Source organism: Natronobeatus ordinarius, from assembly GCF_024362485.1.
GTDB classification, from domain to species: domain Archaea; phylum Halobacteriota; class Halobacteria; order Halobacteriales; family Natrialbaceae; genus Natronobeatus; species Natronobeatus ordinarius.
Map to the genome: position 1 here is coordinate 1,863,390 of NZ_CP101456.1, position 23,430 is coordinate 1,886,819.

Genomic DNA, 23,430 nt, shown 5'->3' on the forward strand with positions numbered 1-23,430 from the left:
CTTTCCATCCGATCAAGACGGTCTTTCCCACCCCCAAAATCGCCAGACGTAGGCCGATTAACCAGTCGTACCAAACCCCCTAAAGGGGATGGCACCGTGCTGTGAAATATGAGCAGTGCGATGGCCCCCGCAGAGCTGACGACCAAACAGCACCGCATCCTCCAGTATTTAAAGGAGAACGCGGCGACCAAGACGTACTTCAAATCCCGGCTGATCGGCAAGGAGCTCGGGATGACGGCCAAGGAGGTCGGTTCGAACATCACCGCCCTCCAGGACGGCGACTACGACGTCGAGATCGAGAAGTGGGGATACTCCTCGAGTACGACCTGGAAAGTCAGCGTCTAGAACTTCGACCAGCGCCGAGACGCCGGCGGCCGACGGGCACCGACACTACTTTTTGCTGTCCTGTCGAAAATCAAACCGAATGACCGACACGGTCCTGTTCGACATGGACGGCGTGATCCTCGAGGGAACCGGCACCGACCCCGAGATCTACGCCGCAGCCGCGGACGACGCCATCGAGGCCCTCGGCCTCGAACCGACGCCAGCCCAGCGGCGTGCCCTCCGTCGACACGCGATCGAACCGGTACTCGAGCACGCCGCCGACCTCGGCGTCGATCCGGACGTGTTCTGGGAAACGAAAGACGAACACGCCTCGCGTCGCTCCCACGAGCTACTCCGCGCCGGCGAGCGAGCGCTCTACGACGACGTCGACGCGATCGACGAACTCGCGCCCGAGGCGACGCTCGGACTCGTGAGCAACAACCGCCACGAGACGGTCTCGTTCGTCGCGACGCACTTCGAGCTCCCCTTTGCGGCCGTTCGGGGACGACCACCGACGATCGACGGCAGCCGCCGCCGAAAACCCGACCCCCACTACCTCGAGCGAACGCTCGCGGAACTCGACGCCGACGACGGCGTCTACGTGGGTGACAGGGAAACGGACGTCCGTGCCGCGCGGGCGGTCGGACTCGAGGCGGCGTACCTGCGACGATCGCACAACGAGTCGGCGCCGCTTCCGGACGGGACGACGTACGAATTGCGGTCGCTCGAGGAGCTGGTGACGATTCTCGAGTGACCGGGGCGTCCGGCGGTCACCGTCACCCCTCGTAGCGGATCAGTTCGTCGGCGACCGACGCCAGCTCCGACGCCCGACCGCCGAAGGAGTCGGCGTGGCGAACGAGCAACAGCAGGACGGTTTCGGGGCGTTCGACTGCGTAGCCGTCTTCCCGGTCGAGTAGCCCGGCTTCCTCGAGTTCGCCGGCGTACTTGCTCACCGTCGGCGGGGAGACCTCGAGGACCTCGGCGAGGTCGCTCGCGGTCGCGTCGGGTCGACGGAGGAGTTCGACCAGCATCCCGCGTGGGGTCTCACGGCGAAGGTAACCCAGCGCCGTCTTCTCGAAGTCGTCGAACCGACCGGCGGGGACGAATCGTTTGTAGTCTCCGTCCCGGTAGCGCTCGACGGTGCCGGCCTCCTCGAGTCGGCGGAGGTGGTGCTGGGTCTCCCCGGTACCGAGCTGGAGGTCGTCTCTGATCTTCGAAAAGTGTGCGCCCGGGGTGGTCGAGAGGTAGCCAGCGATGGCGTCGCGGGCGTCGCTTTCGCCCGACTCGGCCGCGGCCGACTCCGAGAAGCGAGCGAGCGGGGCAGCCGCTCCGACGGCGGCGAACCGACGGAGCGTCGCCCGCTTCTCCTCGTCGACCGACTCACGCGGTCCCATAACTACAGTCCGAAACGGGGTGTACCCTAAAACGAGTTTCGCTCCGGTTCGGTTTCCGAACCGGGACTGTCAGCACGCTCTAGTCGTTCTTCGAGCCGTCGGGCCCGGCTTCGGTCCCGCCGTCGCTCGAGAACTCCTGGTCCATCTCCTCGATCACGTCTTCGGGATCGGAGATCTCTGCCGGATCCTGGCCTTCCTTGATCGCCTGGGCCTGTTTTTCCATCTCCTCGACGTCCATCTCGGCTTCCTGATCGATCTCGCCGATGATTTCGGCGATGTCGTCCAGTCCGATCAGCTCGCGCGTCTCCTCGTCGAACTCGAGGCTGTCGAGGACGTGGCCGTCTTCTTTGACGTCACTGCCTGAGAGGTGCTTGCCGTAGCGCCCGACCATCGAGGACAGCTCCTGTGGCAGGACGAACGTCGTCGACTCGCTCTGTCCGATCTCTTTGAGCGTCTCCATGCCGCGGTCGATGACGGCGCGTTCACCCATCGACTCCGCAGAGCGCGCGCGGAGAACGGTCGAGATCGACTCACCCTGGGCTTCGAGGATCTGGCTCTGTTTCTCACCCTGGGCGCGGATGATCTGACTCTGCTTGTCACCTTCTGCCTTCTCGACGGCGCTGCGGCGTTCACCCTGTGCCTCGAGGATCATCGCACGGCGACGGCGCTCGGCGGAGGTCTGTTTCTCCATCGCGCGCTGGACGTCCTTGCTCGGGTTGACCTCCCGAACCTCGACGGACTCGACGCGGATTCCCCACTCGTCGGTGGGTTCGTCGAGTTCTGTGCGGATCTTCGCGTTGATCTCCTGGCGTTTGTTGAGCGTGTCGTCGAGCTCCATGTCACCCAGCACGGCACGCAGCGTCGTCTGGGCGAGGTTCGACACCGCCCGCTTGTAGTCGTCGACCTCGAGGAACGCCTTCTTTGGGTCCATCACCTTGATGTAGACGACCGCGTCGGCAGTCACGGGCGAGTTGTCGCGCGTGATCGCTTCCTGGCGGGGGACGTCTAAGGTCTGGGTCCGCATGTCGAACCGGTAGGTCTTCGAGACGAACGGGGGCACGAAGTTGATCCCCGGCTCGAGCATCTTGCGGTACTCCCCGAACACCGTCAGCGCACGTTTCTCGTACGCGTTGACGATCTCGATCGCGCTCAGCAGCGCCACGATGACGACGAGGAGCACGAGCGCACCGAGAACTAAGCCGGCGGTTCCGAGATCGGCTTGCAGTATGATGGCCTCCGGAATCATATGCGGACGTTGTGGCGGTACGGTGAAAAACGTTCCCTCTGTCAACACGTCGCGACCGAGCGTCGGCGTCGCGCCGTTCAGCGCTCTGATTCAGTCTCGGTCGTCCGATCCTCGTTTGCTCCCTCGAGTCGGCTCTCGAGTTCTTCGAGCGACTCCTCGTCCGGCTCCCCTTCCTCTTGGGACTGTCTCGCGGCCTCGCGCTGGAGTGCGCGGTCGATCTCGTCTTCCTCGAGCGCGCCGTACGGGGTAACGGTGATGACGTTCCCGCCGCCGGGGTCGAGGACGACCACCTTCTCGCCCTCCTCGATCGTCCCATCGGTCGTCCGGGCGCTGTAGTAGGGTGCGAAACCGCCATCGTCGAGTTTCACCTGCCCGCCGCGCTCGGTGACGGTCTCGGTGACGTAGCCGGTCGAACCAGCGAGCCGGCTCGAGTCGCTGGTCTGGGCGGTTCCCTTCCCGCCGTAGAAGTCGAACTCGCGGTAGACCCAGGTCGCGGCGGCACCGAACGCCAGCGTCAGTGCGGCGAGGACGAGTGGCGCGGCGATCATTGGGAACACCGCGCCGACCAGCAGCCCGACCAGCCCCGCGCCGGCGAGTGCGACGCCGAGAACGATGAAGTGAGCTCCCGGGGAAAGCGCCTCGAGCGCCATCAGCACGAGGCCTGCCGCCAGCAGCGCGAGCGGCAAGTTATCGAAGAGCAGTTCGATCATAGTCGGGGCTAGGGTCTCAGCCCGATTAAGTGTTTACCGACGCTCATCCGAACGGGAGAAGCGAAACCAGCCGGACGATCACGAGGAGCATCAGTACGGCACCGAGGAAGACGAAAATCGCGTTCTCGAGCGAGGGGTCGCCCGGTTCGACCGGCGTCGAACTCGGCTCGGGACCGTACGGGTCCGAGTCGTCGTCCACCGCTTCGTCGCCCCGGGGTCGGTCAGCGAGATCGATGGGGATTCGCTCGTGCTCGGCCGGCTGCGGTTCCGAATCACGGTCGGGACCTCCCGCGTCGTCGAATCGGTGGCGTCCGTGCTCGTGATCGTCGTGGAACTGATCGTCGTCACTCACGGGGCGGGCGTCGTCCACTGGTCGGGCGTCGCCGAACACGAACTCGGTCTCGTCCGACTCTACACCGTCGCTGGACTCGGTTCGGGCGTCGTCTCGGGGTTCGTCGTCACGGCCGTCCGGCCCCGGACCGGACGCGTCTTCTGCCATGCACGTGCGTACTCGGTGCGAACTGAAAAACCCGCCGCCCTACGTTCTTTCGGCCCCGCCCTCAATGGCGCCGCTGTAGACGACGCCTCGCTCGGCGTCGATCGTCACGTCTGTCCCCGACTCGAGCTCGGAGAGATCGACGCCGCTGAGCATCGGCACGTCGAGTTCGCGCGCGACGAGTGCGGGATAGCCGGTCATCCCTCGTCGCGCGTCGACGATCCCGCCGATCCGTTGCAGATCGCCGTCGAACTGTTCGTCGAAGCCCGGACCGAGCGTGACGATCCCGCCGTCGGGAACGTCCTCGAGACCCCCGTCTGTGACGTGTGCGATCGGCCCCGAGACGCGCCCTTCGACGACCACGCGACCCGTCGCTAGCGTCTCCGCGGCGACGTGGACTTTCAGCATGTTGGTCGTGTTCGCACCTTCGAGGTGAGTCATCATCCCACAGAGGACGACGACGGTGTCCCCGCTTTCTGCGACGCCGGCGTCGAGCGCCGACTGGACCGCCCGCTGGATCACCGCGTCGGCTCCCTGGTCGGACACCTCGGCGAAAAGCGGCGTGATCCCCCAGGAGAGGGCGAGCTTCCGGCGGACCGACTGGGTCTGAGTCGACGCCACGACGGGCACCCCGGGCCGGTACTTCCCCGTCTTGAGCGCCGTGTAGCCTGACTCGGTCGCCGCGACGATCGCGTCCGCCCCGACGTCTCGCGCCAGAAAGCGCGCCGCCCGCGCCAGCGCGTCCGTCCGGGCGTCACCCGGCGCTGGCACCCGTGCCTCGAGGAGTTCCCGGTACTCCTCGGAGCCTTCGACCTGGCGGACGATGCGGTCCATCGACTCGACGACCGCGACCGGGTGGTCGCCGACCGCGGTCTCGGCCGAGAGCATCACCGCGTCGGTGCCGTCGAGGACGGCGTTCGCCACGTCCGAGGCCTCCGCGCGCGTCGGCCGTCGGGCGTGGACCATCGAGTCGAGCATCTCCGTCGCCGTGATCACCGGGCTCCCCGCGTTCCGACACTGGCGGATGATCCGCTTTTGGATCATCGGGACGTCCTCCATCGGACACTCGACGCCTAAGTCCCCACGAGCGACCATCACCCCGTAGGAGGCGTCGATGATCTCCGGTAAGTTCTCGACGGCGCCCGCCCGTTCGATCTTCGAGACGGTCGGGATCTCCGCGCCGAGTTCCTCGAGCACCTCGCTGACCTCGTAGACGTCCTCCGCGTCGCGGACGAAACTCGCCGCGACGAAGTCGACGTCCTTCTCGGCTGCGAGTTCGAGCTCTGCCCGATCGCTCTCGGTGACGATCTCGAGGTCGAGGTCGACGCCGGGGACGTTGACGCCCTGTCGGCCTGCCAGGTCGCCGCCGCTGTCGACGCGAGCGACGACTTCCCCGCCGACGGTGTCGACGACCGTCGTCTCGATCATGCCGTCTGAGAGGAGCACCCGGTCGCCGGCCTCGACGCGACCGATCGGCGTCGAGAGGCCGACCACGTCGGGCGTCACCTCCTCGCCCTCGACGAACCGGATTTTAGAGCCGGTCTCGAGGTGAATCGTCTCCCCGTCGGGCAGCGGTGCGGTCCGGATCTCCGGCCCCTGGAGGTCGAGCATGACGGCGACGGGTTCGGGTTTGGCCTCGTCGACCGCCCGGACGCGGTCGATCAACTCGGCCCGATCGGCCGGCGTCCCGTGGCTCGCGTTCAGCCGCGCGACGGACATCCCCGCCTCCGCAAGCTCTCGGATCGTGCGCTGATCGCTCGAGGCAGGCCCGAGCGTACAGACGATCTTCGCGTTTCTCATACCCGACCGTACTGCCAAGGTTGGCAAAAAGGTAGGGAGTTCGATTCGAGCACCACCCGACGTCACGCGGCCGTGCACCTGCCACGCCAACCGTTTTGAGACGGTATCAGCTAGCCCGTTGTATGGTCACTTACGCATCGTTTATCGACGTCGACGACCGGACGGTCCAGAACGCACAGGAGCTCGCGTCGATCTGGGGCGAGATCAAGACCGAACTCGAATCCCACGACGCGGAACTGCTCGAGTCGTACGCCATCCTCGGCGGGCACGACTTTCTGGTGATCTTCGACGCTCCGGATCGTGAGGGGGCGTTCAAGTCCGCACTGACGCTCCATCGTCACGGTCTCGACTGCGAGACCGTTCCACTCGTCGACACCGACGACTTTGCCCATCTCGTCGACGAGATCTGACGGCACTGCGTCTCGGCCGAACACCGACCGAACCAGGACGAGCGGGTGCAACGCGGCCGTTCGGCGCTCGATTCGTCACGACAGATCACGGATCGTGAACGACTGGCCGGTCCAAAAAGGTTATAATTGGCAGCGGGTAAGCCACGCATAGAGATGGTAGCCGAAATTGCACCGCTGTTCGTCCCCACTCCAGGGGGTCCAGAACTACTGATAATCCTCTTCATCGCCATCTTGCTGTTCGGGGCGAGCAAGATCCCGAAGCTGGCGCGGTCGACGGGTGAGGCCATGGGCGAGTTCCAGAAGGGGCGTGAAAAGGTCGAGACCGAACTCGAGGAGATGCGTGAAACCGGCAACTACGACCTCGACGATGACGACGACAGCTTCGTCGACACCGAGCCGGTGACGCGAGAGGACGAGGAAACCGACACGGAAACCAACTGATCGCTTTTCTCGAGGGGGCGTGTGGCCTAGCGGAGAGGGCAGGAGGTTCCTAACCTTCTGATCGCGGGTTCGAATCCCGTCACGCCCGTTATCGTGCCGAGCGATAGCGAGGCCGATAACGGATCGTGCGGGATTCGAATCAGACTGAGGTTCTGCGAGCGACGCGAGCAGGTTCTCAGGCGTGGTTCGAATCCCGTCACGCCCGAACCTACGGCCCTCAACTGCCTCGAGCGAACTCCCCACGATCCGATCGCTGGCCGCCCCGGGCCTCATCGCGCTGCCAGTCGCCTCGAGCCTCGTCCCACCGATTAGCGACTCGAGCCTCGTCCCACCGATTAGCGACTCGAGCCTCGAGAGCACTGTTCGACGGCAGTCATGACCACCGCGCCGGAGTCCGATACTATTTGTCCCGTGAGTACCCTGTCGAAGACATGACGACCACTGACAGACCACGCGAGCAGTACACGTTCTCACGTCCGATTCACGCGGGCAGAGACGACATCGTTCCCCGACTCGCGACCGCGGAGGGGTCGGCGTGACGACGGGTGACGGTGGAGGACCGGACAGCGCGGATTCGAAGGCCTACCCCACGTCGCTCGAGGAGCTGATCGCCGAACTCGTCCGCCGCGAGTCCGAAAATCCGCCGGGGAACGAGCGCGCCTGCGCCGAGTACATTCACGAGTGGTTCGGCCATCACGGAATCGAGTCGACGCTCGTCACCGAACCCGACGAGACGCGCCCGCAGGTCGGTGCGCGCGTCGGCGACGGGAGTCCCGCGCTCGTCCTCAACGGCCACGTGGACGTCGTGCCGGCCGGCGACGTCGACGCCTGGACGAACGACCCGTACGAGCCGGTGATCGAGGACGGCCGCCTCTACGGCCGGGGGAGCGTCGACATGAAAGCCGGCCTCGCGCTCGCGATGCTCACAGCGCTCGAGTTCGTACCCGACCTCGAGAGCGGCGAGCTCGAGGGATCGATCGTCGTCCACGCGGCGATGGGTGAGGAGACGGGCGACCCCGGGACGAAGACGCTGCTCGAGTCCGGATTCGACGGCGACTACGGGATCGTCCTCGAGCCGACGTCGTTTCGCGTGGCCACGAGCGCGAAGGGACTCGGGTGGTACGAGCTGACCGTGCCGGGCGAGCCGGCGCACGCGAGTCAGCCCGAGCGGGGGCACAACCCCATCGACGACCTCCGGGTCGTCCTCGAGCGCATCGAGGCCTACGACGAGGAGCTCCGCGAACGCGAGGACGACCTGGTCGGGCAGGCGTACGCGACCGTCACCGAGGTCGTCGCCGGCGGCGACTCGAACAAGGCCGTTTTCCCCGAGGAGGCGCTCGTCACGCTCGACCGTCGCGTCCTCCCCGGCGAGACGCTCGAAGCGGTGGATGCGGAAGTGGACGTGCTGGTCGAAGACGTTCGCGAGGCGGGTATCGACCTCGAGTGGCGCCGGACGGCGACGTACGAGGCGGCCGCGATTCCCGTCGACAGCCCGCTCGCCGAGACCGCCCGCGAGCACACGGCGGCCGTCACGGACGCGTCGACCGAGCCGTGGGGCATCCGCGCCTCGACCGACGTGCGCAACTTCGTGAACGACGCGGGACTCGAGGCGATCACCTGGGGTCCGGGGAGTCTCGAGCAGGCCCACACGATCGACGAGTACGTCGACCTCGCCGAGGTCGAGGCGGGTCGGGAGATTCTCGAGCGAGTGACTCGAGAGCTGCTCGCTGGTGAGTGACGGGGAGTTATTTCCCTTTTTGATCCGGTCGCTCGGTCGCCCGTCTGAGCAGCCCGAGGAAGGTGTTCACCTCCCGTTCGGTGAGGTCCGCTCGGCCGTACACCCGGCGGATCATCCGCATCGTCTTCTCGCGTTTCTCTTCGGGATGGTTGAGTTCCTCGAGTAGCTCTCCCCACCCGTCGTACAGCCGCTCGAGCAGCGGCTCGGGGGACCGGACGCGCTCGACGTCGGGGAGCTGGGTCTCCTCGAGGGCGAGGTCGCGCAGTTCGTAGAGGGTGATCGTCGCGGCCTGGCCGAGGTTGAGGACGGGGTAGTCGGCGTTGGCGGGGATCGAGCAGATCTCGTCGATCCGGGCGAGTTCCGCGTTGGTGAGGCCGACGCGCTCGCGGCCGAAGACGAGGGCGGTGGGGGCCTCGACCGTCGGCAGGCGGTCGGCCAGTTCGGCGGGCGTCGAGAACGGGAAGCGGACATGGTTGCGGTCGTCCTCGTTCGTGACGGCCGTACAGCCGATCGTGTGGTAGTGCTCGACGAGGCGCTCGAAGGTGACTTCCCGGGCGTTTGGGAGGACGTCCTCGCGGGCGTGGCCCGCGAAGCCGTAGGCCTCGCCGTCGGGGTCGAGTTCCGGCGGGTCGACGAGCAACAGCTCCTCGAAGCCGAAGTTCTTCATCGCTCGAGCGATCGTGCCGACGTTGCCGGGCGTCTTGGCGTCGACGACGGCGACGGCCGGCGGCGTTCGGCCGCGTCGCTCGCCGCCCGACTCGTCGAGGGGGTATTCGTCCGCGGTCATCCGTCGTCCTCCTCGAGTCGACTCGACGATCCGTCGGTCCCGTCGAGGCGGCTCGTCGATCCGCGGTCCACTGTCGCCATGTCGTGGGGGTTCGCGCGAACGGACAAAAAGTGCCGGTTACCGGCCGCCACCGGCGGTGTGGCTCACGGCCACCAGGACCCTGCGCCGTCTGGAGAATCGACGACGATCGGGCCGAACCGAGCTGAATCGGCGTCGATCGGATCGGGGCGACCCGACGGTATCATATCGGTCGGCGTAGTGGATCGTTCTCGGTCGACTGCCCGATGAGCCGCGCCGCTCTGACACTCCGCCACGTCGGTTACGCCCTCCGGGTCCTGGTGACGTTCGTCCTCGTGGTCGCCGTCGTCACCGCCGGGACACTCACCATCGGGTACGCCGCGGGCGTCGTCGGTGTCCCGTCGCTTGAGGGCGCCGACGTCGAGGTCGGCGCGGTCGAGCGCTCACACACCGAGGTGCGAACGCACCTAGTCGTCGACAATCCGAATCCCGTGAGCGCGGAATCAGCAGCCGTCTCGGCCGAATACACCGTCAGGCTGAACGACGCCGAGGTGGCCGCGGAGACCGGCGAGCGGCTCACGCTCGAGCCCGGTCGCTCGACCGAGACGCTCACCACCCAGGTTCACCACGACCGGATTCCGGCGTGGTGGGCCTCACACGTGTCCAGCGGCGAGCGGACCGACGTCGTCGTCGAGGAGGAGGTCTCGAGCGACCTGTTCGATCGGGGGATCGCCGTCGAGGAGACCCGGACCGTCGAGACCGACCTCCTCTCGTCGTTCCGATCCGAGCAAACGCGACCGATCGCGGTCGCCGGGGCACAGACGCTGTTCGTCAACGCCACGCGGGCGGAGTGGGGTGCGGTCGACGAGCGACGGACCGAACTCGAGCTCGCGTTCGACGTGTACAATCCCGGGGCGAACGTCTCGGTCACGGCCGTCCGATACGTCCTCACCGTGAACGACGTCGTCCTCGGCGAGGGGGCAATCGACCGCGAGTACGTCATCGAGTCAGGCGAGGAGACGACGGTCGACGGAACGGTGGCGTTCGAGAACGAGCGGCTCGTGACGTGGTGGCGCAGCCACCTCGAGAACGACGAGACGTCACACCTCCGCCTCGAGTTCGAGGCCGTCGCCGAACTGCCGGACGGGTCGACGATCACCGTGGCGCTCGACGACCTCACCCACGAAGAGACGATCGAAACCGACCACGGTGGTGGCGACGGGGTCGATGGCGACGGGGTTGATCACGATGGGGTCGATGGCGACGGGGTTGGTGACGATGAGGTCGATGACGACGGGGTTGATCACGATGGCAATCGTGGCGGCGTAGAAGGTGATGGGACCGACCGATCGCCGCGGCCGTGACCGACGTCCCTGTGGCGTCCCGACGAGCGCCGCGTCCCGTTACGTTTTACCCCGCCGAAGCCGAACCAGGGGCAATGACCGCACAAACCGTCCAGCAGGGGGACCTCGTCACCGTGATCGGGCTCGAGGTTCACGTCCAGCTGGAGACGGCGACGAAGATCTTCTGTGGCTGTCCGACCGAGCCGGCCGACGAACCCAACGTAAACGTCTGTCCGGTCTGTCTCGGTCTCCCCGGCTCGCTGCCCGTGTTGAACGAGGCGGCCGTCGAGGCCGCCGTCAAGATCGGGAAGGCGATCGACGCCGATATCCCCGAGGAGACCCGCTTTCACCGCAAGAACTACTACTACCCCGACCTGCCGAAGAACTTCCAGATCACGCAGTACGACGAGCCGATCTGCCAGGACGGCGAACTCGAGATCGCCGTCGAGGGCGAGCGTCGGACCGTCACCATCGAGCGCGCGCACCTGGAGGAAGACCCCGGCAGCCTCCAGCACGTCGGCGGCAACATCGACACCGCCGAGTACACCCTCGTGAACTACAACCGCGCGGGCATCCCGCTGATGGAGATCGTCACCGCCCCGGACTTCCGTCGTCCCGCGGAGGTGCGGGCGTTCCTCGCCGAACTCGAGGAGGTGCTCGAGTACCTCGGCGTCTTCGACGCGAGTCGTGACGGCAGCCTGCGCGTGGACGCCAACCTCTCGATCATCCCGGGCGAGGAAGTCGACGACGACGGCGAGATCGGCCTCGAGGCGCTCGAGGCCGCCAACCGGACGGAAGTAAAGAACATCTCGAGTCACAAGGGCGCAGAGAAGGCGCTGGCCTACGAGGAAACCCGCCAGAAAAACGCCGTTCGACGGGGACGCGCGGTCGAACAGGAGACCCGCCACTGGGACGAGTCTCGAGGAATCACGGTCTCGATGCGTTCGAAAGAAGAGGAGAAAGATTACCGCTACTTCCGCGAGGCCGACCTGCCGCCGCTTCGCGTTTCCCACTGGAAAGGCGAGATCGCCATTCCGGAGCTCCCAACCGCCCGGCGCGAGCGGTTCCAGGAGGAGTACGGCCTGAGCGACGAGGCGGCCTCGAAGCTCACCACGACGAAGCAGGTCGCCGACTTCTACGAGGACGTCGCCAGCGAGTTCGATCCCGACCTCGCCGCAGCCTGGGTCGCCGACGAGCTACTGGGCGAGCTCAATTACCGCGACATGGCGATTACGGACGTCGCAGACCGCCTCGAGGAGGTTACCCGCCTGGTCGAACTCGTCGCCACCGACGAGATCACGGCGAAGAACGCGAAAGAGACCGTCCTCCGGGGGATGCTCGACGACGGCGACGATCCCGACACGATCGTCGACCGTGAGGACCTCGGGAAGACGGGCGAAGACGAGGTGCAACGGGCGGTCCTCGAGGCGATCGAGGAGAACCCCGACGCCGTCGCGGACTACGAGGACGGTGAGGGAGGGGCGATCAACTTCCTCGTCGGCCAGGTCATGCAGAAAACGGGCGGCAGCGCGGACCCCGGCGACGTGAACGGATTGTTGCGAGCTGAACTCGAGGGGTAGCGCGCCGGTCAGTCGTCGACGTACTCTCGCTCCTCCTCGACGCTTCGGTCGGCGGACGCCGGTCGCTCGTCCTCGCCGACGACGGCCTCTTTCCACGTCCCGAGCCGGAACCAGGCGACGGCGACGACGAACGAGGCGGCCATGCCGAACGCGAACGCCCACCAGATGCCGTCGACGCCGAGGTCGATCGAGCCGACCGTCGGCACCGTGATTCCGAGGTACGGGATCGTCACGGCGGTAAAGGCGAGCACGAGCGCGGTTGGAATGCGAAACACCCACCGCGAGAGCAGCGAGAGCGCCAGCGCCTCTCGCGTGTTGCCGGCCCCGCGGAAGCCGCCCTGAAGGACCATCATCCCGGCGTACAGCGCCCAGAAGGGGCCGATGATCCGCAGGAAGACGACACCTTCGGCGATCACCTCGGGGTCGTCGACGAAGATCGCCATCGCCTGGGCAGGGAAGGCGAGCAGGAGGGCGACGACGGCGAAGATGATGGCCATCGTCCCCGCAGTGGCGACCCAGGCGACTCGCGCGGCCCGGTCGGGCGTTCGCGCCCCGAGATTCTGGCCGACCCCGGTCGCCGTCGCATCACCGAGGGCGCCCGCGACCGACCACGTGATCGACATGTACCGGACGCCGATCCCGTAGGCGGCCGTCGGCGCGGCGCCGAACCGGGCGACGAAGCCCGCCATCGCGACCGCGGCGAAGCTTCGCGCCCAGCCGTCGAGCGTCGCCGGGTAGCCGATGTCGACCAGCTGGCGCTGGATCGAGAGGTCGGGTGTCAGATCCCCGAGCCGGAGCCTGACGCCGAACCGGCCGTCGAGCAGGATGTAGACGCCTGCCGCCGTTGCAAACGCGCGAGCGATGAACGTCGCGACGGCCGCCCCTCGAGTGCCCATTTCCGGGAACGGCCCCCAGCCGAGGATGAAGAAGGGATCGAGGATCACGTTGAGCCCCGCAGAGATGAGCACGAGCCACATCGCCGTCTTCGTGTCGCCCGCTCCCTGGAGCGAGGAGCGAAACGCGAAGAAGAGGAACGTGAGCGGGAGCGCGAGGAAGATGACCTCGATGTATGCGAGCGCCTCGACGAACACCTGATCCTGCGCGCCGATGAGCTCGAGCAGTGGCCGCCGAAAGTACAGTCCAAGCGCGGCGAGGACGGACGAGACGGCGATCGCGAGCAGGATCGTCTGGGCGACGACCCGGTCGGCCATGCGGTCGTTCCCGCGTCCGACGTACTGAGAGACGAGCGCGATCGTGGCGGCCGTCAGTCCCATCGCCGTCGAGACGAACATCCACGACAGCGGGAACATGAGCGAGACGGCCGCGACGGCCTCCGCGCTCACGCGGCCGACCCAGAACATATCGGCGAGGTTGTAGAACGTCTGCAACAGGTTGCCGAGCACGAGCGGCCAGGCTAGCTGGACGAGCTTCGGCGAGATTGCCCCCGTCGTCATGTCGACGCGCTTGCGCTCGGGTTCGGCCACGGCTTGGTGCGTTCGTCGGCCGGCCGACTGAAAAGGACTCCCATCGGGCTCGCCGTTGCCGGTTTCCCGACGGCGCAGTCGGAACGGTCGGTCGAACGCGAACGCTACAGGCCGGGACGGCCGCTACAGTCCGGGCCGTCGCCGCCGTCGGCGATCCTCGAGCAGCCGTCGACAGAGTCGACCCGGGCCGCCCTCGAGCGGCCAGTCGCGGGTCCGCCAGGCGGGCGGCTCGGGTTCGAAGGCGGGACACGAGCCGGCACACTCAGCAGCCGTCTGGCACCGCCCTTTCGACGCACAGCGTGGGACCAGGCCGTTCAGGTCCCGAAGCTCGAAGTGGCGACAGTCGGGACGCATCGTCTCGACGAACGACCGCCAGCCGCGCTCGTAGGCGCGCTCGGCGATCCCGAGGCGGAGTTCAGTCTTCTCCGCCGGGTCGACGTACTCGAATCGGGCGGCGGAGGCGTCCCGGTCGCCGCCCGTCGGTCGCTCGAGGATGTGCGTCCCTGGCTTCTCGACCGAAAGCGTCCGTGGGTACCAGGCGACGTCCGCTTCGAGTGTTTCAGGCTCGAGGGTCAGGATGCCGGCTTCGACGGGAAGGTCCTCGAACAGGACCGGCTCGACCCGCTCGCCCGTCGCACGGGTCGCGACCCAGACCTCGTCGGCGAGTGCCAGCGCGACGTCGAACTCGAGCTGTGGCCGGAGGTCGCGGGCGGCGGCCGCGTCGAGGTCGGGTTTGTTCTCGATCGCGATCACCCGCTCGAACCAGTCGGGGTAGGCCCACCGCCGGCGGATCTCGATGCGGTTGCCGTTCCGGCGAGTCTCGAGGATCCCCCGGTCGTCGGCGCGGTGGATCGCCTCACGGACGTACCGCCACGAGTAGCCCGGCTCTGGCAGCGCGTCGCGGTAGTAGGCCCACTCCGCGGGCGCGTTTCGGATCACGTGCCGGAGGTCGCTATCGAGGCGTTCGGGGCCGAATCGCGCCCGTTTACGCAGGCCGTCGGGATCGCACTCGAGGACGATCGTATCCCATCGGCGCCGTTTCGTCCCGAGCTGGCGGGCGACGAGGACGGCCCCGGACGAGCGGTCGTCGGGCGGCCACGCCAGTTCGGCCCACCGGCAGCTCCGCAGTTCGAAGCCGAACTCGGTGTCGGAGCCGTCGATCACGCCCGACTCGAGGAGCGGCGCTCGCTTGTGTGCTGTGGTTTTCACCGATCGAACTGGTGTGTTGGTTCCATACACATGGTTCGAGCATCGAATTCGATGGGCGCGCCAATACGGTTAGGTTAGGACCGCCCCAACGATCGACGTACCGTCCGTCGTGTTCACCTCGATGCCATCAACGGACGGGGGGTAATACGGCCACGCGGCCGGCCGGTCAGGCACCGGCCCCACCGCTTACCGATACCGCTCGAGCCGGCCTCCGGCCTCGCTGTCGGGGCGAGCGTCGAATCGGTCGCCCACTCAGCCAGTCGACCGAACGGCTGCCGTCGACTGCTCACCGATCCGTTGCGGACGACGGCGCTCGAGCGGACGGGTTTCTCATACGGTCTATTGTGATTCGTTACCGGTGATCGCTGACCCGTTCGAGCGATCACCGGTAAAACGTTACAATAATCCGTATCACAGGACACCGTGACGACGTCCGGTCACCGGTACTCGTCTGACACTCGTCGTGCGATAGTCTGACACACGTTTATGCCACCACAAGCCCAATGGCTCACCCAGGCGCGCAGAGTCGGCGGTTCAGCTCCCATCCTCCTCCGGCGCGCGCCTGCTCTTTCACGATAACGTCTCCATCTCGTAGGCCGCGATCACTGTACCGCCGAGCGGACGTCGTCGATGCTGCTGGTCTCTGCGATGACCGCGAGTTCGTCACCGGCGGCCAGCTCCGTCCCCGGCAGCGGTATCGTCAGCGGTTCACGATCGTGTCCGTGGGCGTAGACGCGCGCCGACTCGGGCAACTCGAGTTCGCTCAGCCGTTTGCCGACCGCGGACGACTCCGCGCCGACCTCGAGGACGGTGAGCTGTAAGTCCGCGGCGAGGTCGGCGACGACGTTGAAGTCGCCGCCGAGCAGGGCCGTTTTCGCCCCCGCGGCGCCGAGTCGTTCCGGATAGACGATGTCGTCGACCTCGTCCGCGTACGTCTCGTAGATCTCCTCGCGGTAGTCCTCGTCGATGCGCAGGACGGTCCGACAGCCGTGGTGGTTGCCGACCATGCAGGCGGCGAAGTTCACGTTGAGGTCGGGCGTGAACGCGCCGATCGCGTCGGCGTCGGCGACGCCGGCCTCGAGGAGCACCTCCTCGTCGTCGCCGTCGCCCCGGACGGCCTCGAAGCCGTCGGTCTGGATGCGTTCGATGCGATCGGGATCGTTGTCGACGACGACGACGTCGTGACCCTCGCCGTCGAGAATTCGGACCGTCCGCGAGCCGACCCGGCCGTACCCAACGATAACGAACTTCATGGCAGAAACCTACGCACTCCGGGCTGAAATACGTTCGTCCCAATCGATGACTGTGCGCTCTCGAGCGATCGTCGCGCCTCGATCGACCGGCCCAACCCGGATTTCGATCGGCCACTCGACGCAGAGTTCTCGTCTATCAGTCACTAAATCGTCACAAACGTGCATACAATTGTCGGAATCTGCTCCGGAAACTTTAACTAATGCGTGTATCAATGCTCGAACGTCCAACATGGGGGCATCAGACAGTATCGCCGACTTCTTCGGATTCGATGAGCACGAAACCAACTACAGACGGGAGACGATCGCCGGGCTGACCACGTTCCTGGCGATGGCGTACATCATCGTCGTCAATCCCGCGATCCTCTCGGACGCGATCCTCTGGGACGCCCAGACGGGAGAGTTCAGGGACGAAGCGACGATCAACGGCGTCACCTACACGGGCGGCGAGATCTTCCAGATGCTCGCCGTCGTGACGATTCTCGCGTCGATCGTCGCCATCCTGGTGATGGCGCTGTACGCGAACCGGCCGTTTGGACTGGCACCCGGAATGGGCCTGAACGCGTTTTTCACGTTCACGGTCGTCGTCGCCCTCGGCGTCCCGTGGCAACTCGCGCTCGCGGCCGTCTTCGTCGAGGGGGTCATCTTCATCGCGCTCACTGCCGTCGGGGCGCGCCGGTACATCCTCGAGTTGTTCCCCGAGCCGGTGAAGTTCGCCGTCGGGGCCGGTATCGGTGTCTTCCTGCTCTTTCTCGGCCTCCAGGAGATGCAGATCGTCGTCGCCTACGACGCGACGCTCGTCACGCTCGGGAACGTTCTCGAAAGTCCGGTTGCCGCACTCTCGCTCGCGGGCCTGGTCCTGACGCTGCTTTTGTACGCCCGGGGCGTCCGCGGCTCGATCATCATCGGGATCGTGACGACGGCGATCGCCGGCTGGGCGCTTACCCTCGGCGGCGTCGTCGAGCGTGGCGTCCTCACGCCGGCGGAGACGGTGGAGGGTGTCCAGTACGACTTCACCCCGCTGTTCTGGGGCTTCGTCGAAGGACTCGGCATGATCGGCGACAATCCCCTCGTCTTCGCGCTCGTCGTCTTCACGTTCTTCTTCGTCGACTTCTTCGACACGGCGGGGACGCTCATCGGAGTCTCCCAGATCGGCGGCTTCCTGAACGAGGAGGGTGACCTCCCCGAAGCCGAGAAGCCGCTGATGGCCGACGCGGTCGGCACGACGTTCGGGGCGATGATCGGCACGTCGACGGTGACGACGTACATCGAGTCCGCGACCGGGATCGAGGAGGGCGGCCGCACCGGATTCACCGCGCTCGTCGTCGGTGCGTTCTTCTTCCTCGCACTGTTCCTCGTCCCGCTGATGGCCTCGATTCCGCAGTACGCGACCTACATCGCGCTCGTGGTCGTCGGGATCATCATGCTCCAGGGCGTCGCCGACATCGACTGGCAGGACCCCGCGTGGGCGATCGCCGGCGGACTCACGATCACGATCATGCCGCTGACCACCTCGATCGCGAACGGCCTCGCAGCTGGGATCATCAGCTACCCGCTGGTCAAGGCCGCGATGGGCGAACGCCGTGACGTCAGCCTCGGGCAGTGGACGCTCGCGGTTGCCTTCGTGGCGTACTTCGTGATCTACTTCTCCGTCCAGATGGGCGCTATCACGTTCTAACGCCCAACCCGCGTTCGGGCTGGCGACGTCTACGTGTTCACACACCCACACGCATATACCGACACGACTCCTCAGAGACGACCAGCCATGGTTTCCGAGATTACTGCGGCGGATCTGCGCGATCGGATCGACGAGGACGACGACTTCGTCCTGATCGACACCCGAAATCCCGAGGACTTCGAGGGCTGGCACGTCCACGGCGCCCACAACGTGGCCTACTCCGCAACCCACTCGGAGCTGCGCGGCGACCTCGAGGGCCTCGAGTCTGACCTCGGCCTCGAGTCCGACGACGACCTCGTCACCATCTGTGCGAAAGGGGTCGCTTCGGCCGCCTTCGCCGAGGTGCTCGAGGAACGCGGCTACGGAAACGTCGCCACCGTCGGCGACGGGATGGAGGGGTGGAGTCAGGTCTACGACGTCGTCGAGATTCCGACGCGTCGGGAGCACCTCGAGCTCTGGCAGGTCCAGCGCCGGGCGAAAGGCTGTCTGAGCTACGTCGTCGCCGACGCCGACGCGGGCGAGGCCGTCGTCGTCGACCCGTCGCGCCACCACGAGACGTACCTCGACCTCGCCGACGAACGGGGCTACGAGCTTACCGCCGTCTTCGACACCCACGTCCACGCTGACCACCTCTCGGGCGGCCGGACCCTCGCGACCGAACTGGACGTCCCCTACCACCTCGGCCGCCGGGTGGAAACCCGTGATCCCTCCTTCGCGTACGACCCGCTCGAGCGAAACGAGGTGGTCGAGGTCGGCGACGTCGACGTGAAGGCGCTGTTCACGCCCGGCCACACCACGGGGATGACGAGCTACCTGATCGACGACGAGACGCTCCTTTCGGGCGACGGGCTGTTCGTCGAGTCGATCGCACGCACCGAGCTCCAGTTCGCAGGCGAGGACGCCAAACACGGCGCTCGAGTCATGTACGACTCCCTGCACAAGACCGTCCTCGCCGAGCCGGACGGCGTGAAGGTCCTGCCCGCTCACTTCTCGTTGAGCGACGACGGACAGGCGATCGACGTCACCCCTGGCGAGCCGATGTACTCGGAGATTGGCTATCTCCGGCGGCACAACGAGGCGCTCTCGCTCGATGAAGAGGAATTCGTCGAGCACATGTTCGAGAACCTGCCGTCGAAGCCGCCGAACTACGAGACGGTCATCGCGACCAACCTCGGCCACCGAGAGCTCGCAGACGATGCGGAGGCGACCGAACTCGAACTCGGCCCGAACCGGTGTGCGGCGTCGGCCGACAGTATGGTCGCGAACGACTGAGTGTGGGCGGGCAGCGGGAAGCGGCAGTCGAATACGTCACCCGATCCGTTCGACTACGCGAGTGTCGGCCACCTGCTTATCCAGCCGGGCTTTCAAGCTCGACGTATGTCCCGGAACGACTCCTACGATCGGCGGTCGACGTTGCGCCTCCTCACTGCGGGGACGGCGGCCACACTCTTGGCCGGCTGCGCCGAAGAGATGGGTGAGGGCGATGAGGGTGAGGAACTCGACGACGAACGCGAGGCGCACGTCGACGAGGTGATCGAAGCGGGCGATCCGCAGGGCGAGCCGGAAGACTGGGAGGACGTGGACACGATCGAACTCGTCGTCACTGACGACGAGGACAGGTGGATCGGTCGCCAGCCTGCCGTCATCGAGGACGTCGAGAACCCGGATCTCCTCCTCTTCGAGGATCGGGAGTACGAGTTCGTCTGGACGAACCGCGACGGCGAGGTACACAACCTCGCCATCTGGGACGACGACCACGAGAGCCTCGCCTCGACGGAGTCCATGGACGACGAAGACGAGTCGGCGGGGTTCGTCCTCGAGGCGAGCGAGGAGCTGGCGATCTACCTGTGTGAGACCCACGGCACCGAGATGGCGGGGGCGATCGAGGTTCACACCAACTGACGCGACTCGAGCCTGGACACCGACACGACCGTGGACTGGTCAGCACCCTGGTTTTTCACGGGAATGGCCTCGACGTATTAAGAGCCCGTGTGTGGTGGGATTCCCACCATGTCCAGTTCACGATCGAAGCGAACGATCGGACACGACGAATTCGACCCTGTCGGGACGCTCAGCCTGATCGCGTTGTATTTCCTGATCCTCGTCGCGATGTGGTTGTTTATGTACTTCGTGGAATTCGTCGGGAACGATCCGACGGTCGTGGGGCTGCTATGAGGATCCACACGTACGAGAAACTGTGGCTCGGTGCGTCGATGGTGTTCATCGTCGGGCTGATCCTGACGATCACCTACGGCACGGTCGGTCTCGGCATCACGATGGTCGGCGACGAGGAGAACGTCGACCCCAACGAACTCGGCGAGGACGAGCGGTTCGCCGAGCCGCGTGTCGAGCAGGTCGGCCAGAACGAGTACGAGGCGTACGTCATCGCGCGGACGTTCATCTTCCAGCCGGATCCGATCGAGGTGCCGGCGAACAGCCGGGTCACGTTCTACATCACGAGCGCTGACGTCATCCACAGCTTCAGCGTCGTCGGGACGAACACGAACACGATGGTCATCCCGGGTGAGGTGTCCACGATAACCGTCGAGTTCGACGAGCCCGGCGAGTACGGCCTCATCTGCAACGAGTACTGCGGCTCCGGCCACCACACTATGGAGGGGCTCATCGTCGTCCAGCCGGCAGACGAGTTCGAACTCGAGGGTGAGGACGAATGACGTTCGTCGACGAGTACCCAGCCCAGGCCCGCGTGGTTCGCACGGCCTTCTGGGCGTCGTTCGCCGCGCTCGCACTCGGCGCCCTCTTCGGGCTTATCCAGACGCTCCACCGGACCGACGTCCTCAGGATCGTCGACTCGACCACCTACTACACCGTGTTGACCGGACACGGGGTCTTCATGGTGATCGCGTTCACGATCTTCTTTCTCGTCGGCGTCTTCCACTGGGCGGTTACCGACAGCTTAGAACGTGGGCCGGTCGACATGCGGCTGACGTGGACGTGGCAGGGGTTGATGACGCTCGGGTCGGTGCTGGCCGGCATCGCGATCCTCGCGGGCTTTACCGACGTGACCGACATCGACGCCGACGTGCTGTTCACGTTCTACGCGCCGCTCGGAGCACATCCACTCTTCTACGCGGGACTGGCGATCTTCATCGTCGGGACCTGGCTCGCCGGCGCCAACTGGTTTCGCACGTGGTGGGCCTGGAAGGGTGACAACCCCGGCGCGCGGATCCCGCTACCGACGTTCATGGTCCTGACGACGATGATCATGTGGTACATCTCCTCGATCGGCGTCGCCGTGTCGGTGCTCGTCTTCTTGCTTCCGTGGTCACTCGGCATCGTCGACTCGGTAAACCCGCTACTGACGCGCACGCTGTTCTGGTACTTCGGCCACCCGGTCGTCTACTTCTGGCTGCTGCCGGCGTATCTGCTGTGGTACATCCTCCTCCCGAAGCTCTCGGGCGGCCGGCTGTTCAGCGATCCGCTCGCCCGCGTCGTCTTCATCCTCTTTATCCTGCTGTCGACGCCGGTCGGCATTCACCACCAGTACCTCGATCCCGGCATCGCGGAGGGATTCAAGTACATCGTAATGACCAACACCATGTTCCTGCTGCTGCCGAGCCTGCTGACCGCCTTCACCGTCGTCGCGAGCATGGAACACGGCGCACGCCAGCGCGGCGGCGAGGGCTACTTCAACTGGCTGACCGCCTTGCCCTGGAAAGATCCGGCGTTCACCGGCATGGCACTCGCCGGCGCGGTGTTCGCCTTCGGCGGCTTCACCGGCATGATCAACGCCGGGATGAACATCAACTACCTCGTCCACAACACGTTCTGGGTCCCCGGCCACATTCACACCCAGGTCGGCACCGCCGTCGCCCTGACGTTCATGGCCGGCTCCTACTGGCTCATCCCCCAGGTGACCGGCAACCGGCTCGTCGGACGGGGCCTCGGGCTCGTCCAGGTCGTCCTCTGGTTCGTCGGCATCGTCATCATGACGAACGCGATGTACCGTGGCGGGCTGATCGGCATCCCCCGCCGGACGGCCGAACCCCGCTACGACGGATTCGAGTACGAGATCGCCGTCGGCTCGGTCACCGAGATCGAACTCCAGACGGCCCTCGGGGGTATCCTCCTGTTCGTCTCCACGGTGCTGTTCCTCGGGATCATGGTCGCGACGGCGCTCAACAACGACAGCGAACCGATCGTCGACGCCGAGATCCCGCCGCCGCTCTCCGGTGCCGAGGACGGACCTGCCATCCTCGACAATCTCAAGCTGTGGGTCGCCATCGCGGCCGTCCTCGTGATCCTCGCCTACGCCATCCCGCTCGCGGCCATCGTCGACGGCGGCGGCCTGTTCGGCCCCGGTATCGAGCCGTTCGATCCCCTCCCGAGCGTCGGTTCCAGGATCGGCCTCGAGGCCACGCTCGAGTTCATCGCCACCCTCCGGCACTGATGCGCATCTCACGAGCTAAATTGATCGTCCTGATCGCGCTGGTCGTCGTGATCGCTGTCGAGCTCCGAACGGTGCTCGCCTTTTTCGACGTCGAGCTGTCGATCCTGGCGGTCGCGGTGGGGAGCGTCGTGGTGATCGTCGCGCTCGTCTCGTGGGCGGTGTTCACCACGTCCGAACCCCAGAAACCGGGGTAACGGCCGCTCGAGGGGAGACTGGCGCGCTCGAGGGGAGGGTCACCGCGACGCGTCGGATTCCGGCCCGCGAACCGTGAGCACTGGGGCCGGCGCGGTCCGCAACACACGTTCGGTGACGCTGCCGAGCAGGAAGCGGTCGACCCCGCTCCGACCGTGGGTCCCCATGACGACGAGGTCGACGTCGTTCTCGGCGGCGTACGCCGGAATTTCGCGGTGTGCCGAGCCGAAGGTCACCATCGTCGCGACGTCGTCGAAGCCGGCCTCCGTCGCCACCGTCTCGGCCTCCTCGACGATCGTTCGCGCCGACGCCGCGACCGCGTCCACGTTCGGACTCGAGCCGACGTCGACGCCGGTCGGCCGCGTGTCGACGGCCGACAGCAGGTGGACCGTCGCGTCGTGCGCCCTCGCCAGCCCGAGGCCGGCCTCGAGTGCCCGGCTCGCGTGCTCGCTCCCGTCGACGGGGACGAGAACGGTTTCGGGCGGGTAGCCGAGCCGCACGTCTTCGTCGTCCCGGACCGCGAACACCGGCACGTCGGCGTCGCGCACGACGCGTTCGGCGACGCTGCCGAGCACGAACCGGCCGACCCCCTGCCGTCCTCGGGTCCCCATCACGATCGCGTCGACGGCTCGCTCGCTCGCCGCCTCGAGGATCACCTCGTGGGGCGTTCCGTCGAGCACCGCTCCCTCGGCGGCCCCACCGGCGTCGGCGATTCGGTCGCAGGCCGCCGCGACGACGCCTGCACCGGGATCGCTCCCGTCGGAGACCGTCACGACGGAGACGCTCGCGTCGTCGGTTGCGGCGAGTTCGGCGGCGTACTCGAGGGCGGCTGTCGCGGGCTCGCTCCCGTCCGTCGGCACGAGAATGTGCTCGTACATATGGCCACGTTAGCGCGTCGGGCACTTACGCCTGTGGCTCG

General features: G+C 66.3%; 23 protein-coding genes, 1 tRNA gene and 1 pseudogene. 15 read left to right on the forward strand and 10 right to left on the reverse strand.

Annotation, left to right across the window (positions count from 1 at the left end):
• The first annotated feature begins 108 nt into the window (after nt 1-108).
• On the forward strand, nt 109-345 hold the full coding sequence (locus NMQ09_RS09670; protein ID WP_255194378.1) for a DUF7123 family protein: 237 nt from the start codon (nt 109-111) through the stop codon (nt 343-345).
• A 79-nt stretch (nt 346-424) separates the two neighbouring features.
• Entirely contained in the window at nt 425-1,078 is a 654-nt protein-coding gene (locus tag NMQ09_RS09675) for an HAD family hydrolase (RefSeq protein WP_255194379.1), read from the forward strand.
• Between the two features lie 22 nt (nt 1,079-1,100).
• Here NMQ09_RS09675 and NMQ09_RS09680 read toward each other — a convergent pair whose 3' ends face one another.
• The 5 genes from NMQ09_RS09680 to pyk form a co-directional block, all read right to left on the reverse strand.
• Nucleotides 1,101-1,718, reverse strand: a complete 618-nt coding sequence (locus NMQ09_RS09680; protein WP_255194380.1) for a winged helix-turn-helix transcriptional regulator — start codon at nt 1,716-1,718, stop codon at nt 1,101-1,103.
• 79 nt (nt 1,719-1,797) lie between these two features.
• Nucleotides 1,798-2,964 carry an SPFH domain-containing protein gene (locus NMQ09_RS09685; protein ID WP_255194381.1) on the reverse strand — a complete coding sequence of 389 codons (1,167 nt, stop codon included), beginning with the start codon at nt 2,962-2,964 and terminating at the stop codon, nt 1,798-1,800.
• A gap of 77 nt (nt 2,965-3,041) precedes the next feature.
• A complete protein-coding gene (locus NMQ09_RS09690) occupies nt 3,042-3,674 on the reverse strand; it encodes an NfeD family protein (RefSeq protein ID WP_255194382.1) in 633 nt (210 codons plus the stop codon).
• A 43-nt stretch (nt 3,675-3,717) separates the two neighbouring features.
• Complete coding sequence (locus NMQ09_RS09695; RefSeq protein WP_255194383.1) at nt 3,718-4,173, reverse strand: DUF7312 domain-containing protein; 456 nt, start codon at nt 4,171-4,173, stop codon at nt 3,718-3,720.
• Between the two features lie 39 nt (nt 4,174-4,212).
• Entirely contained in the window at nt 4,213-5,970 is a 1,758-nt protein-coding gene (gene pyk, locus NMQ09_RS09700; RefSeq protein ID WP_255194384.1) for a pyruvate kinase, read from the reverse strand.
• A 122-nt stretch (nt 5,971-6,092) separates the two neighbouring features.
• On the opposite strand from pyk, the gene NMQ09_RS09705 reads away from it, so the two are divergent.
• The 4 genes from NMQ09_RS09705 to NMQ09_RS09720 all read left to right on the forward strand — a co-directional run bounded on the left by NMQ09_RS09705 (nt 6,093) and on the right by NMQ09_RS09720 (nt 8,559).
• Nucleotides 6,093-6,380, forward strand: coding sequence for a GYD domain-containing protein (locus NMQ09_RS09705; RefSeq protein WP_255194385.1), 288 nt, complete (start codon nt 6,093-6,095; stop codon nt 6,378-6,380).
• Nucleotides 6,381-6,533: 153 nt separating this feature from the next.
• On the forward strand, nt 6,534-6,821 hold the full coding sequence (tatA, locus tag NMQ09_RS09710) for a twin-arginine translocase TatA/TatE family subunit (protein ID WP_255194386.1): 288 nt from the start codon (nt 6,534-6,536) through the stop codon (nt 6,819-6,821).
• Between the two features lie 15 nt (nt 6,822-6,836).
• Nucleotides 6,837-6,909, forward strand: a tRNA-Arg gene (locus NMQ09_RS09715).
• 447 nt (nt 6,910-7,356) lie between these two features.
• Complete coding sequence (locus NMQ09_RS09720) at nt 7,357-8,559, forward strand: M20 family metallopeptidase (protein ID WP_255194387.1); 1,203 nt, start codon at nt 7,357-7,359, stop codon at nt 8,557-8,559.
• 7 nt (nt 8,560-8,566) lie between these two features.
• Here the strand turns inward: NMQ09_RS09720 and NMQ09_RS09725 are convergent, their stop codons facing one another.
• On the reverse strand, nt 8,567-9,346 hold the full coding sequence (locus NMQ09_RS09725; protein WP_255194388.1) for an RNA methyltransferase: 780 nt from the start codon (nt 9,344-9,346) through the stop codon (nt 8,567-8,569).
• A gap of 284 nt (nt 9,347-9,630) precedes the next feature.
• On the opposite strand from NMQ09_RS09725, the gene NMQ09_RS09730 reads away from it, so the two are divergent.
• Nucleotides 9,631-10,728, forward strand: coding sequence for an LEA/WHy family protein (locus NMQ09_RS09730; RefSeq protein ID WP_255194389.1), 1,098 nt, complete (start codon nt 9,631-9,633; stop codon nt 10,726-10,728).
• Between the two features lie 74 nt (nt 10,729-10,802).
• Entirely contained in the window at nt 10,803-12,287 is a 1,485-nt protein-coding gene (gene gatB / locus NMQ09_RS09735; protein WP_255194390.1) for an Asp-tRNA(Asn)/Glu-tRNA(Gln) amidotransferase subunit GatB, read from the forward strand.
• A gap of 8 nt (nt 12,288-12,295) precedes the next feature.
• Here gatB and NMQ09_RS09740 read toward each other — a convergent pair whose 3' ends face one another.
• From NMQ09_RS09740 to NMQ09_RS09750, 3 genes are all read right to left on the reverse strand, one after another.
• The gene (locus NMQ09_RS09740; protein ID WP_255194577.1) at nt 12,296-13,741 is read right to left on the reverse strand and encodes an MATE family efflux transporter; all 1,446 of its coding nucleotides are present in this window, start codon (nt 13,739-13,741) and stop codon (nt 12,296-12,298) included.
• 153 nt (nt 13,742-13,894) lie between these two features.
• On the reverse strand, nt 13,895-14,932 hold the full coding sequence (locus NMQ09_RS09745) for a DUF5787 family protein (protein WP_255194578.1): 1,038 nt from the start codon (nt 14,930-14,932) through the stop codon (nt 13,895-13,897).
• A 650-nt stretch (nt 14,933-15,582) separates the two neighbouring features.
• A complete protein-coding gene (locus NMQ09_RS09750) occupies nt 15,583-16,233 on the reverse strand; it encodes a potassium channel family protein (protein ID WP_255194391.1) in 651 nt (216 codons plus the stop codon).
• 229 nt (nt 16,234-16,462) lie between these two features.
• On the opposite strand from NMQ09_RS09750, the gene NMQ09_RS09755 reads away from it, so the two are divergent.
• The 7 genes and pseudogenes from NMQ09_RS09755 (at nt 16,463) to NMQ09_RS09785 (ending at nt 22,513) form a co-directional block, all read left to right on the forward strand.
• Nucleotides 16,463-17,908 (forward strand): NCS2 family permease, encoded by a 1,446-nt coding sequence (locus NMQ09_RS09755; RefSeq protein ID WP_255194392.1) that lies wholly within the window; start codon nt 16,463-16,465, stop codon nt 17,906-17,908.
• A gap of 87 nt (nt 17,909-17,995) precedes the next feature.
• Nucleotides 17,996-19,180: an MBL fold metallo-hydrolase gene (locus NMQ09_RS09760; protein ID WP_255194393.1), complete on the forward strand. Its 1,185-nt coding sequence runs from the start codon at nt 17,996-17,998 to the stop codon at nt 19,178-19,180.
• Between the two features lie 105 nt (nt 19,181-19,285).
• Nucleotides 19,286-19,810, forward strand: a complete 525-nt coding sequence (locus NMQ09_RS09765) for a cupredoxin domain-containing protein (protein WP_255194394.1) — start codon at nt 19,286-19,288, stop codon at nt 19,808-19,810.
• Nucleotides 19,811-19,918: 108 nt separating this feature from the next.
• Nucleotides 19,919-20,083, forward strand: a complete 165-nt coding sequence (locus NMQ09_RS09770) for a cytochrome oxidase (protein ID WP_255194395.1) — start codon at nt 19,919-19,921, stop codon at nt 20,081-20,083.
• A pseudogene (locus NMQ09_RS09775) lies at nt 20,080-20,565 on the forward strand (cytochrome c oxidase subunit II); the annotation flags it as partial. The gene NMQ09_RS09770 and the pseudogene NMQ09_RS09775, both read left to right, overlap by 4 nt.
• Before the next feature lie 14 nt (nt 20,566-20,579).
• Nucleotides 20,580-22,319, forward strand: a complete 1,740-nt coding sequence (locus NMQ09_RS09780) for a b(o/a)3-type cytochrome-c oxidase subunit 1 (RefSeq protein ID WP_255194396.1) — start codon at nt 20,580-20,582, stop codon at nt 22,317-22,319.
• Nucleotides 22,319-22,513 (forward strand): CbaC protein, encoded by a 195-nt coding sequence (locus NMQ09_RS09785; RefSeq protein ID WP_255194397.1) that lies wholly within the window; start codon nt 22,319-22,321, stop codon nt 22,511-22,513. The genes NMQ09_RS09780 and NMQ09_RS09785 overlap by 1 nt, the downstream gene beginning before the upstream one ends.
• A gap of 39 nt (nt 22,514-22,552) precedes the next feature.
• On the opposite strand, the gene NMQ09_RS09790 is transcribed toward NMQ09_RS09785, so the two are convergent.
• The gene (locus NMQ09_RS09790; protein WP_255194398.1) at nt 22,553-23,389 is read right to left on the reverse strand and encodes a universal stress protein; all 837 of its coding nucleotides are present in this window, start codon (nt 23,387-23,389) and stop codon (nt 22,553-22,555) included.
• Nucleotides 23,390-23,430: the final 41 nt, after the last annotated feature.